7 protein-coding genes are annotated in these 12,477 nt (G+C 66.5%); 4 read left to right on the top strand and 3 right to left on the bottom strand.

Annotation, left to right across the window (positions count from 1 at the left end; translation table 11 throughout):
* Positions 1–78: 78 nt before the first annotated feature.
* Complete coding sequence (locus LMF57_RS19775; RefSeq protein ID WP_117311767.1) at positions 79–3,522, top strand: PAS domain-containing hybrid sensor histidine kinase/response regulator; 3,444 nt, start codon at positions 79–81, stop codon at positions 3,520–3,522.
* 39 nt (positions 3,523–3,561) lie between these two features.
* On the opposite strand, the gene LMF57_RS19770 is transcribed toward LMF57_RS19775, so the two are convergent.
* The 3 genes from LMF57_RS19770 to acs form a co-directional block, all read right to left on the bottom strand.
* Positions 3,562–4,137: a manganese efflux pump MntP family protein gene (locus LMF57_RS19770; protein WP_032976929.1), complete on the bottom strand. Its 576-nt coding sequence runs from the start codon at positions 4,135–4,137 to the stop codon at positions 3,562–3,564.
* Between the two features lie 467 nt (positions 4,138–4,604).
* Positions 4,605–5,270, bottom strand: coding sequence for a response regulator transcription factor (locus LMF57_RS19765; RefSeq protein ID WP_006477308.1), 666 nt, complete (start codon positions 5,268–5,270; stop codon positions 4,605–4,607).
* 80 nt (positions 5,271–5,350) lie between these two features.
* Positions 5,351–7,294, bottom strand: coding sequence for an acetate--CoA ligase (gene acs / locus LMF57_RS19760; protein WP_229290453.1), 1,944 nt, complete (start codon positions 7,292–7,294; stop codon positions 5,351–5,353).
* A 245-nt stretch (positions 7,295–7,539) separates the two neighbouring features.
* On the opposite strand from acs, the gene LMF57_RS19755 reads away from it, so the two are divergent.
* From LMF57_RS19755 to LMF57_RS19745, 3 genes are all read left to right on the top strand, one after another.
* Positions 7,540–8,961, top strand: a complete 1,422-nt coding sequence (locus tag LMF57_RS19755) for a DcaP family trimeric outer membrane transporter (RefSeq protein WP_025878777.1) — start codon at positions 7,540–7,542, stop codon at positions 8,959–8,961.
* 111 nt (positions 8,962–9,072) lie between these two features.
* Positions 9,073–10,734: an MFS transporter gene (locus LMF57_RS19750; protein ID WP_208082138.1), complete on the top strand. Its 1,662-nt coding sequence runs from the start codon at positions 9,073–9,075 to the stop codon at positions 10,732–10,734.
* Between the two features lie 198 nt (positions 10,735–10,932).
* Positions 10,933–12,342: a coniferyl aldehyde dehydrogenase gene (locus tag LMF57_RS19745; RefSeq protein ID WP_229290452.1), complete on the top strand. Its 1,410-nt coding sequence runs from the start codon at positions 10,933–10,935 to the stop codon at positions 12,340–12,342.
* The last annotated feature ends 135 nt before the right edge of the window (positions 12,343–12,477 follow it).

Genomic DNA, 12,477 nt, shown 5'->3' with positions numbered 1-12,477 from the left:
GGGTCGTTGTCCCCAATGGGCCCGTACACCCGGCCACGCGTGGCCTACACTGCGGGTTCTTCCGACGGAAACACGCGCTTGGTCTCCAGCTGGATCCTGCTGCTGGTCTCGGTTGCCTACGCTGCGCTGCTGTTCGGCGTGGCGTGGTGGGGCGACCGTCGGCCGATGTACCCGGACCGGCCGTGGCTGCGGCCGGTCGTCTACAGCCTGGCGCTGGCGGTGTACTGCTCGTCGTGGACCTTCTACGGCGCAGTCGGTACCGCCGTGCGCAACGGTGTGGGCTACCTGCCGATCTACATCGGCCCGTTGCTGCTGTTGCTGTTCGGCTGGCGCATCATCGAGCGCCTGGCGCTGATCGCGCGCAGCCAGAACGTGGTCTCCATCGCTGATTTCATTTCCTCGCGCTTCGGCCGCTCGCGGCGGCTGGCGGCGCTGGTGGCGATCATCGCGCTGATCGGCATCATTCCCTACCTTGCCCTGCAGTACAAAGCGGTGGCGATGAGCCTGCAGGTACTGACCGGCAACACCGGCCCGACCGGGTTCTTCAGCGATCCGGCCCTGTACGTGGCATTGCTGATGGCGCTGTTCGCCACCCTGTTCGGTACCCGCCAGGTGGACGCCACCGAACACCACCACGGCATGATGCTGGCCATCGCGCTGGAGTCGGTGATCAAGCTGGTGGCGATGGTGGCGGTGGGTGTGTTCGCCTACGTCTGGCTCAGCGACCGCAACGAGGCGGTGGTGGAGTCGGTGCATACGCTGTTCACCGGGCTTCCGCCGGTGGGGTTCATCTCGCAGACGCTGCTCAGTTTCCTGGCCATCATCTGCCTGCCGCGCCAGTTCCATGTGGCGGTGGTGGAGTGCGGCGATGTGCGCGATGTACGCCGCGCGCGCTGGATGTTCGGCGGCTACCTGGTGCTGATCTCGGCGATGGTGCTGCCGATCGCCACGGCCGGCATCAGCCTGTTCGGTACCGGAAGCGGCGTGGCCGACGACTCGATGGTGCTGGCGCTGCCGCTGGCCGAGGGCCGCAACGCGCTGGCACTGATCGCCTATATCGGCGGGTTCTCTGCCGCCACCGGCATGGTCATCGTGTCCTCGATCGCGTTGGCGACGATGGTCAGCAACGATCTGGTGATGCCGGTGCTGCTGCGTCGCAGTGGCGACCACCAGGAAGCGGCCGATGTCGCCTCGCGGGTGCTGTGGATCCGCCGGCTGGCGATCCTGCTGCTGGCACTGATGGCCTACAGCTACTACCGCAGCAGCAGCAACGACAGCACGCTGGCCTCGTACGGACTGATGGCGTTCGCCGCGGTGGCGCAGTTCGCGCCGGGCCTGATCGGTGGCCTGTACTGGCGTGGCGCCAGCCGTCGCGGCGTCGAGACCGGCATGCTGCTTGGCTTCGCCACCTGGCTGTACACCCTGCTGCTGCCGGCGATGACCATGGCCGGCTGGATGGATGCAGGCTGGGTACAGCATGGTCCGTTCGGCATCGATTGGCTGCGGCCACAGCAGCTGTTCGGCATGACCGGCTGGGACCCGCTGACCCACGGCACGTTCTGGTCGCTGCTGGTCAACGCGGCGACGATGATGCTGGTATCGGCGCGTTGGCGTCCGGGTGTGGATGAGCGCCTGCGCGCTGCGCCCTTCCTCGATCCCTATGCCGAGCGGCCTTCAGTGGCCGGTGGTTGGCCGGGCCACGTGCACGTGGGCGACCTGCTGGCACTGGCCTCGCGCGTGGTCGGCGAGCGCCATGCGCGGCGCTCGTTCTTCGAACAGGCGCAGTCGCTGGGGCGCGAGCTGCAGTCCTCGGCACCGGCGGACCGGCCGTGGGTGCAGTTCACCGAGCGCCTGCTGGCCGCATCGATCGGGGCGGCGTCCGCGCGCCTGCTGCTGACCAGCCTGCTGCGTGGCTCGGGCATGGACCTGGGCGAAGTGGTGGCGGTGCTGGACGAAGCCGGGCAGGAGCTGCGCTTCAACCGCGAGATCCTGTCGACCACCCTGGAAAACATCAGCGCCGGCGTCAGCGTGGTCGACCCGGACATGCGCCTGACCGCATGGAACCGGCGCTACCAGGACATGTTCGGCTACCCGGACGGCATGCTTTACGTCGGCCGCCCGGTGGCGGATCTGATCCGCTACAACGCCGAGCGTGGCGAGCTGGGCGAGGGCGACATCGAAGTGCAGATCAACCGCCGCATCGGCTACATGCGCGCCGGTTCGCCGCACGTGTTCGAGCGCACCCGCAGCGATGGCAAGGTGATCGAAATGCGTGGCCAGGCACTGCCCGGTGGCGGCTACGTCACCAGCTACAACGACATCACCGACTACAAGCACGCCGAACGGGCGCTGCTGGAAGCCAACGAAACACTGGAACAGCGCGTGGCCGAGCGCTCGCACGAAGCGGAAGTCGCGCAGCAATCGAAGACCCGCTTCCTGGCGGCGATCAGCCATGACGTGCTGCAGCCGTTGAATGCGGCGCGGCTGTTCGCTTCGGCGCTGCGCGACAGCGACCATGTCAGTGACGAGCAGCGGCACCTGGCCGAACGCGTGGATGCGTCGCTGCGTGCGGCCGAAGAGCTGCTGGATGGGCTGCTGGACGTGTCGCGGCTGGATGCTGGTGGCCTGCATCCGGTGATCGGCGAATTCGATGTCAGTGCGTTGATGCGCGAGCTGGCCGCGCAGTACACGCCGGTTGCGGCCGGGCGTGGGCTGCGGCTGGATCTGTTCGCGCGCACCACCTGGGTGCGCAGTGATCGCCGCCTGCTGCGCCGCGTGCTGCAGAACTTCCTGGCCAATGCGCTGCGCTACACGCGGCAGGGGCGCATCGTGCTGGCCGTACGCCAGCGCGGCGACGAAGTGGAGCTGCAGGTGTGGGATACCGGCCCCGGCATTCCCGAACACCACATGCGACAGATCTTCGATGAGTTCCACCGCTACCAGCAGCCGTTCGACTGGGGCGAGCAGGGCCTGGGGCTGGGCCTGTCGATCTGCCAGCGCATCTCGCGCCTGCTTGACCATCGCTTGAATGCCCGCAGCCGGGTTGGCAGTGGATCGATGTTCTCGATCATCCTGCCGCGGGTGGCGCCGTTGCCGGGATATACCGAAGCGCTCACCGTGGCGCAGGCCGCACCGCCGATCCGCAGCGATTCGCTGGCCGGCCTGCGCGTGCTGTGCGTGGACAACGACGAGGAGATCCTTGATGGCATGCGCGCGCTGCTGGGGCGCTGGCAGGTGCAGGTGATCACCGCATCGACGGTGGACCAGGCGTTGCAGAAGATCGCCGAGCGTCCGCAGGTGATGCTGGTGGATTACCACCTGCACGATCGCATGGATGGCCTGGATGCACTGGTGGCACTGCGCGAAGCGGCGGGCTATCCATTGCCCGGCGCGCTGCTTACCGCCGATGGCCGCGATGAACTGAAGCGGATGGCACGCGAGCGCGGCTATCGCCTGTTGACCAAGCCGATCAAGCCAGCCTCGCTGCGCGCGTTCCTGGGCGCGTTGCGCGACGCCCGGTAGTGCCGGCCGCTGGCCGGCAACCTCGCAATCGCCGGCAGGTTACGCCACGCCGTGCAGGTGTTCGTACAGGATCGTCGCACCGATGATCACCAGGATCACGCCACCGATGATTTCGGCGCGCTTGCCGACCATGCTGCCGAGTGCGCGGCCAAGCATGATGCCGGCGGTGACCATGGTCAGCGTGCACAGGCCGATGACCGCCGCCATCACGCCGATATGCACGTCCATGAAGGCCAGGCCGATGCCCACCGCCATCGCGTCGATGCTGGTGGCGAAGCCGGTCAGTGCCAGCTTCCAGAAGCCATGATGCTGCGACGGATCCTCATCGTCCTCGCCGCTGTCAGGGCGCAGGCCGTTGTAGATCATGTGGATGCCCAGTGCGCCGAGCAGGCCGAAGGCGATCCAGTGGTCGAAGGCTTCGACGTACTGCAGGGCGGCACGACCGAGCAGCCAGCCGATGATGGGCGTGATCGCCTCGATGACGCCGAAGATGATGCCGGCGCGCAGCGCATCACGGAACACCGGCCTGCGCATGGCGGCACCCTTGCCGATCGCGGCAGCGAAGGCATCGGTGGACATGGCAAAGCCGATCAGGAGGATCGAAACAGGAGACATGGGCAGCAGCAGAAGGTCGGGCAAGGACGGACGCACGGCTCGCGCTCGCGCCCAACCTGACGTTGCGCGCGCGGGCCGCTGGTCTCGCCAACCATCATGGTTGTCCACGCCACGGCGCACTGGCCGAGTATGTTGACGTGGACGATTCCTGCGCAGGAATCCGGCTACTCCCCAAGGGGACGCGAAGCTTAGCACCGCGATCCGCGCGTGGCGCATTTTCCGCGAAACGCGCAGGCACGGCTGGTTTGTATAGCGATGGCTATACCACGGGCGATACGGTAGCGCCGGGCCATGCCCGGCGAGCGTAGCGGGTAGTGCCGGCCGCTGGCCGGCACACGCAACGGCGAGAGCGTGCCAAGCAAGCGTGGCACCCACCAAAGCAGTTTCCGGTAGCGCCGGGCCATGCCCGGCGAGCGCAGCGGTGATACAGGTACAGGCGATTGCCGGCCAGCGGCCGGCACGAAACCTCAGTCTTCTTCCGGCGGCAGCACGATGGCGTCGTCGTCGATCGCCAGCTTGCCGGCCATCAGCACCGCTTGGGTGCGGTTGGTCACGCCCAGCTTGCGCAGGATCGCGGTCACGTGAGCCTTGATCGTCGCTTCGGAGACGTTGAGGTCGTAGGCGATCTGCTTGTTCAAGCGGCCCGCACCCAACATCTGCAGCACGCGGAACTGCTGCGGGGTCAGCTCGCGCAGACGCTGGCCGACTTCGCGTTCTTCGCTGCCGGTCGGCGGCACGTTGTGTGCTTCCGGCGGCGCCCAGGTCTCGCCATCGAGGATGGTGCCGAGCGCATGGCCGATGGTGTCCGAATCGGCGGATTTCGGAATGAAACCCAGCGCACCATGGTCGAGTGCACGGCGCATCACCGTGGCTTCTTCGCGTGCGGAGACCACCACCACCGGCAGGTGCGGATGCAGCGAGCGCATGTGCACCAGTGCGTTGAAACCCTGTGCGCCGGGCATGTTGAGATCCATCAGGACCAGGTCGGCGTCGTTGTGCTGGTCGGCCAGCGCATACAACGCTTCCACGCTGTCGGCCTCGAACAGTTGAACGCCCGGAATGACCCGCTGCACGGCACCCCGCAGGGCTTCGCGGAACAACGGATGGTCATCGGCAATCAGGAGGGTGGTCATGGTCGGGGGGAACCGTGGGGGGAAAGCAGATGGGGTCAGAGCCCCTTCCTTGTGGAAAGGGATCCGACCCCGGTAGCACATCAACGCACCTTGCGTTCGTCCACCAGCGACGCCACGACCGACGGATCGGCCAGGGTCGAGGTGTCGCCGAGCTGGTCCGGTGCGTTCTCGGCGATCTTGCGCAGGATGCGGCGCATGATCTTGCCCGAACGGGTCTTCGGCAGGCCCGGCGCCCACTGCAGGTGGTCGGGCGTGGCGATCGGCCCGATCTCCTTGCGCACCCAGGCGACCAGCTCCTTCTGCAGCTCGTCGCTGGGCGCTTCTTCGGCCACCAGGGTGACGTAGGCATAGATGCCCTGGCCCTTCACGTCGTGCGGGAAGCCGACCACGGCGGCTTCGGCCACCTTCGGGTGCGAGACCAGCGCGCTTTCCACTTCGGCGGTGCCGATGCGATGGCCGGACACGTTGATCACATCGTCCACGCGGCCGGTGATCCAGTAGTAGCCGTCTTCGTCGCGGCGGCAGCCGTCACCGGTGAAGTAGCTGCCCGGGTAGGTGCGGAAGTAGGTGTCGATGAAGCGCTGGTGGTCGCCGTACACCGTGCGCATCTGGCCCGGCCAGGAGTCACGGATGATCAGGTTGCCTTCGGTCGGGCCGTCCTTGATCTCGCCATCGGCATTGACCAGGGCCGGCTGCACGCCGAAGAAGGGCAGGGTGGCCGAACCCGGCTTCAGATCCATCGCACCGGCCAGCGGCGAGATCAGGATGCCGCCGGTCTCGGTCTGCCACCAGGTATCGACGATCGGGCAACGGCTGTCGCCGACCACCTCGTAGTACCAGCGCCAGGCTTCCGGATTGATCGGTTCGCCGACGCTGCCTAGCAGGCGCAGCGAGGCGCGCGAGGTCTTCTTCACCGGCTCCTCGCCTTCGCGCATCAGCGCACGGATGGCGGTGGGGGCGGTGTAGAAGATCGACACCTTGTGCTTGTCGATCACGTTCCAGAAGCGCGAGGTGTCCGGGTAGTTCGGCACGCCCTCGAACATCAGCGAGGTCGCGCCGTTGGCCAGCGGGCCGTACACGATGTAGCTGTGGCCGGTGACCCAGCCGACGTCGGCGGTGCACCAGTAGATGTCGTCCTCGCGCAGGTCGAACACCGCTTCATGGGTGTAGGCCGCGTACAGCAGGTAGCCGGCGGTGGTGTGCAGCACGCCCTTCGGCTTGCCGGTGGAACCGGAGGTGTAGAGGATGAACAGCGGATCCTCGGCGTTCATCGGTTCCGGCTCGCAGCTCGCCGGCTGGCTGTCGACCACATCATGGAACCAGCGGTCGCGCGGGGCCTGCATGTCCACCGCACCGCCGGTGTGGCGCACCACCAGCACGGTTTCCACGGTATTGGTGCCGGGCAGCTTCAGCGCCGCATCGACGTTGGCCTTCAGCGGAATCTTCCGGCCACCGCGCAGGCCTTCGTCGGCGGTGATGATCAGCTTGCTCTGGCAGTCGCTGACACGGTCGGCGATCGAATTCGGGGCGAAGCCACCGAACACCACCGAGTGGATCGCACCGATGCGCGCGCAGGCCAGCATGGCCACGGCAGCGTCGACGATCATCGGCAGGTAGATGGTGACCCGGTCGCCCTTCTTGACGCCCAGGTTGCGCAGCGCGTTGCCGAGACGGCAGGTGCGCTCGTACAGCTCGCGATAGGTCACGTGCTGGGCCGACGCGTCCGGGCTGTCCGGCTCGAACAGCAGGGCCGTCTTGTCGCCGCGCTTTTCCAGCTGGCGGTCCAGGCAGTTCACGCTGGCGTTGAGCTCGCCATCTTCGAACCACTTGATGTGGAAGTCGGACAGGTCGTAGCTGACGTTCTTGATCTTCGTCGGCTTGCGCGACCAGTCCAGCCGCTCGGCGGCCTTGCCCCAGAACGCATCCGGATCGGACACCGAGGCCTGGTACTGCTGTTCATAGGTGTTCTTGTCGATACGCGCCTTGGCGGCGAACTGCGGATCGACAGGGTAGAGATCAGCCATGGCACCCTCACTTGCACGTTGACTTTGTGTGTGCAGCCGCAGCATTGCAGCAGCCGTTCCCCCTCAGTTTGCCCCATCCACCCCCGGTCGCGTCACCACTTCGGTTAGACCTTGGTCGAAAGTCGGGCCCCTGCAGGCCCGGGTTCGACCAATGGCCAATAGCCGGTGCGTGCAAACGCCCCGCAGTCTCGGCTCGACCGTGCCCCACGCGCGGCATCACCTTGCCACTTGGGAGAGAGGGCAACATGAGCCACCGTACGTTGAAAGCCGTGCGCACACCTTTGGCGGCCTGCCTGTTGGTCGCCCTGGTCGCACCGGGCATGGCGTTCGCCGAGACCGCCAAAGAGAAGGCACTGGAGTCACGCGTCGCCGAACTGGAGCGGCAGGTGCAGGCGCTGCTGGCGTCGCAGCAGCAGCAACAGACCCAGATCGTGCAGACCCAGCAGGCGGTCACCGACGTCCGCACGCTGCAGGCCGAACAGAAGCCGGCGGTGCCTGCGGGCAAGCAGCCGATCCAGGTCACCACCATCACCCCCGGCGCGGCGCCGGGCACCACGGTCAAGATCGGCGGTTTCATCAAGGCCGATTTCCTGGCCACCCAGACCAGCGATGGCCAGCTGGCCGACGATGCCACCGGCCGCTCGCTGTACCTGCCCGGGCAGACCCCGGTGGAAGGCGCCGGCGGCAGCGGCAAGCGCTCGGACGTGGACTACAACGCCCACGCCAAGTTCTCGCGCTTCAACCTGGGCATCGACAACGTCAGCGAGTCGGGCAACAAGGCCGGCGCGTTCTTCGAGATGGATTTCTTCGGCAACTCGCTGGGCAACCAGACCGCCACCAACACCTATGGCGTGACCCTGCGCCATGCGTACATGTACTGGAACAACTGGATGGCCGGCCAGACCTGGTCGAACTTCATGGATGCGGCGTCGTTGCCGGAAGCGGTCGACTTCGTCGGTCCCACCGATGGCGTGATCTTCGTGCGCCAGGCGCAGGTGCGCTACACCCAGGGCGGCTTCAGCGTCGCGCTGGAGAATCCGGAAACGACCACCCTCACCGGTACGCGCAATCCGGTCACCGGCGCCTGGACCAATGCCAGCGCCAATTCCGATCGCGGCAGCCTGCCGGACCTGACCCTGCGTTATGGCTGGAAGGGTGACTGGGGCACGTTCGGTGTTGGCGGTATCGTCCGTCAGCTGAAGGTCGACAACCAGGCCACCGGCGCAAAGGCCGACAAGGTGGCCGGTGGCCTGACCCTGGGCGGCAAGTGGGTGATGGGTGACAGCGATTCGCTGCACTACCAGTTCACCGGTGGCGAGGGCATCGCCCGTTACATCGGCCTGGGCATCACCGCCGATTCGGCCTACGACGTGGCCCGTGACGAGCTCAACCCGACCGGTGTGATCGCCGGCTATGTCGGTTGGCGCCATGCGTTCTCGCCGAAGCTGCGCACCAACCTGATCTATGCGCGCAGCGACTACGACAACGACAGCATCCTCGGCCCGCTGGTGACCAAGAGCGTGCAGAGCATCCGCGGCAACATCTTCTACTCGCCGCTGCCCAAGGTCGATGTCGGTGCCGAGCTGATGTACGGCAAGCGCGAGATCGAGAACGGCAACAAGGGCGATATCACCCGTCTGCAGTTCACTACGAAGTACAGCTTCTAAAGGAGTGCCGACCAAGGTCGGCACCTACAGAGATCGAGTGCCGACCAACGGTCGGCACCTACCTAGACTGCGTGCCGACCGAGGTCGGCACCTACAGAGGGAAAGCATCCCATGTCCAGTACACCCAGCACCGTCCACAAGGCGGGCACCCTGACCCAGGGTCACAAGAAGGTCATTTTCGCATCGAGCCTCGGCACGGTCTTCGAGTGGTACGACTTCTTCCTGTACGGCTCGCTTGCCGCGATCATCGCCAAGCAGTTCTTCAGTGGCGTCAATGAAACCACGGGCATGATCTTTGCCCTGCTGGCCTTCGCGGCCGGCTTCTTCGTGCGCCCGTTCGGTGCGGCCTTCTTCGGCAGCCTCGGCGACCGCATCGGCCGCAAGTACACCTTCCTGGTCACCATCCTGATCATGGGCATCTCGACCTTCCTGGTCGGTGTGCTGCCCAACTACGCCTCGATCGGCTTTGCCGCGCCGGTGATCCTGATCATCCTGCGCCTGGCCCAGGGCCTGGCCATGGGCGGCGAGTACGGTGGTGCGGCGACCTACGTGGCCGAACACGCGCCGGACGACAAGCGTGGCCTGTACACCAGCTTCATCCAGTGCACGGCCACGCTCGGCCTGTTCATGTCGCTGCTGATCATCCTGGCCTGCCGCTATTTCCTCGGCAACGAGGCGTTCGAAGCCTGGGGCTGGCGCATTCCGTTCCTGGTCTCGATCGTGCTGCTGGGCGTGTCGGTGTGGATCCGCCTGCAGCTGAGCGAGTCGCCGCTGTTCCAGCAGATGAAGTCGGAGGGCAAGGGTTCCAAGACGCCGTTCCGTGACAGCCTGAAGGGCGGCAATCTGAAGCTGATGCTGCTGGTGCTGCTCGGCGCCGCAGCGGGCCAGGCGGTGGTCTGGTATGGCGGCCAGTTCTACGCGCTGTTCTTCCTCAGCAGCATGCTGAAGGTCGACGCCACTACCTCCTACCTGCTGATCGCCGCCGCGCTGGCGCTGGGCGTGCCGTTCTTCATCTTCTTCGGCTGGCTGTCCGACCGTATCGGCCGCAAGAAGATCATCCTGGCCGGCTGCCTGCTGGCCGCCATCACCTACATCCCGATCTTCAAGGGCCTGACCCACTTCGCCAACCCGGCCATCGAAGAAGCCCGCAGCAGTTCGCCGGCGCTGGTCGTGGCCGACCCGACCACCTGCTCCTTCCAGTTCGATCCGGTGGGTCTGCGCAAGTTCACCAGCTCCTGCGACGTGGCTACCGCCGCGCTGACCAAGGCCGGTGTGCCGTATGACGTGCAGCCGGCCGCTGCCGGTTCACTGGCGATGGTCAACGTGGGCAGCGCCAGCGTCACCTCGTACGAGGCCGCCGGCCTGACCAAGGAAGAAGGCAAGGCCAAGGCCGATGCATTCGGTGCCGAGCTGAAGACTGCGCTGACCGGTGCCGGCTATCCCGCCAAGGCCGATGGTTCGCGCATCAACTACGCTGGCACGATCCTGATGCTGTGGCTGCTGGTGCTGTACGTGACCATGGTCTACGGCCCGATCGCCGCCTACCTGGTCGAACTGTTCCCGACCCGCATCCGCTACACCTCGATGTCGCTGCCGTACCACATCGGCAACGGCTGGTTCGGTGGCTTCCTGCCGGCGATCTCGTTCGCGCTGGTGGCCGGTACCGGCAACCTGTACTACGGGTTGTGGTACCCGATCATCATCGCGCTGATGTCGGTGGTGATTGGCGGCCTGTTCCTGCGCGAGACGAAGAACGTGGACATCACCAAGTAAGAATGATGTTCATCGAATGAAGGAGAGGCCGTGGTGCAGACCACGGCCTTTCTGTTTGTGGGGGCGCTTATCCGGCCCGCACCCTGGTAGTGCCGGCCGCTGGCCGGCAACTGCACGATGTCTGCCGGAGATCCATGAGGCTGCCGGCCAGCGGCCGGCACTACCATTACATTGCACAGCACGCCGTATAGTCGGCCCATGACCACCACCGTCCCAGCCGACCTTCCCGCCCTCCTGCACACCCTGCGCAGCGCCTGGCAGGCCCAGCGCCCCACGCTCGACCAGCGCGAAGCCGACCTGCGCCGCCTGCGCGCGGCGTTGAAGGACCGCCTGGACGAAATGGCTGCGGCCATCGCCGAAGACTTTGGCCACCGCGCCCACGTGGAATCGAAACTGGCCGATGGCATGAGCGTGCTGTCGGCCATCGATCACCTGCGCCGCCACCTGCGGCGCTGGTCGAAGCCGCAGCGGGTGGGCGCCGGCTGGCGACTGTGGTCGGCGCGCGCGCAGCTGCGGCCGATGCCGCTGGGTGTGGTCGGGGTGATCTCGCCGTGGAACTATCCGGTCACGCTGGCGTTGGTGCCGCTGGCCACCGCGATTGCCGCTGGCAACCATGTGCTGTTGAAGCCTTCGGAGCACACCCCGCGCACCAGCGCGTTCCTGGCCGATCTGCTGGCCAGCATGTTCCCGCCCGATCGTGTGTCGGTGGTGCAGGGTGGGGCGGACGTGGCGGCGGCGGTGTCTTCGCTACCGCTGGACCACCTCGTGTTTACCGGTTCCACCGCAGTCGGCCGCAAGGTGATGGTGGCGGCGGCGGAGCATCTGGTGCCGCTGACGCTGGAACTGGGCGGCAAGTCGCCGGCGATCGTCTGCCGCGATTTCCCGTTGGACAAAGCCGCCGCGCGGCTGGCCACCGGCAAGTGGTTCAACGCCGGCCAGACCTGCATCGCGCCGGATTACGTGCTGATCGACAGCGTGCGCCAGCGTGAGTTCGTGCAGGCGCTGCAGCAGCAGGTGCGCGAGCGCTATGGCGATTTCAGCGATGCCGACGACTACACGCGGATCATCAATGAGGCCCAGTACCGGCGCCTGCAGGGCTATCTGGCGCAGGCCCGCGAACGCGGGGTGCCGGTGATTCCGCTGGCGCAGGTGGATGACGCGCGCGCCGATCGCGAGCGGCTGCTGGTGCCGACGGTAGTGCTGGATCCGCCGGATGACCTGGACCTGATGCGCGATGAAATCTTCGGCCCGATCCTGCCGGTGCGCGCCTATCCGGACCTGGATGCGGCGCTGGCCGACATCGTGGCCCGCGACCGGCCACTGGCGCTGTATCCCTTCAGCCATGACATGGCCACGGTGGAGCGCATTCTCGGCCAGGTGCTGGCCGGCGGGGTTACGGTCAACGACACCCTGCTGCACTTCGCCGCCGACGGTTTGCCGTTTGGTGGGGTGGGCGCCAGTGGCATGGGGGCGTACCACGGGCGGGCCGGGTTTGATGCGATGAGCAAGCTGTTGCCGGTGCTGTGGCAGTCGCGCTGGGCGGCCAGTGACCGGCTGCGGCCGCCGTATTCGAAGATTGCGGGGTTGTTGAAGTTCCTCTTGCGGTAGTGCCGGCCGCTGGCCGGCAGGTGCAGGGTCTTGCCAACGGTTCCTGGGGTTGCCGGCCAGCGGCCGGCACTACCGGTAGGCGCCAACCCGCGCGGCCCGTTCTGGTAGGGGCCAACCTCGGTTGGCACGCGTGAA

Origin of the sequence: Stenotrophomonas sp. SI-NJAU-1, from assembly GCF_020883215.1 — a bacterium.
Taxonomy (GTDB): Bacteria; Pseudomonadota; Gammaproteobacteria; order Xanthomonadales; family Xanthomonadaceae; genus Stenotrophomonas; species Stenotrophomonas indicatrix.
The sequence above is the reverse complement of the archived record's forward strand: the minus strand, read 5'-3'. Positions and strand labels throughout refer to the sequence as shown.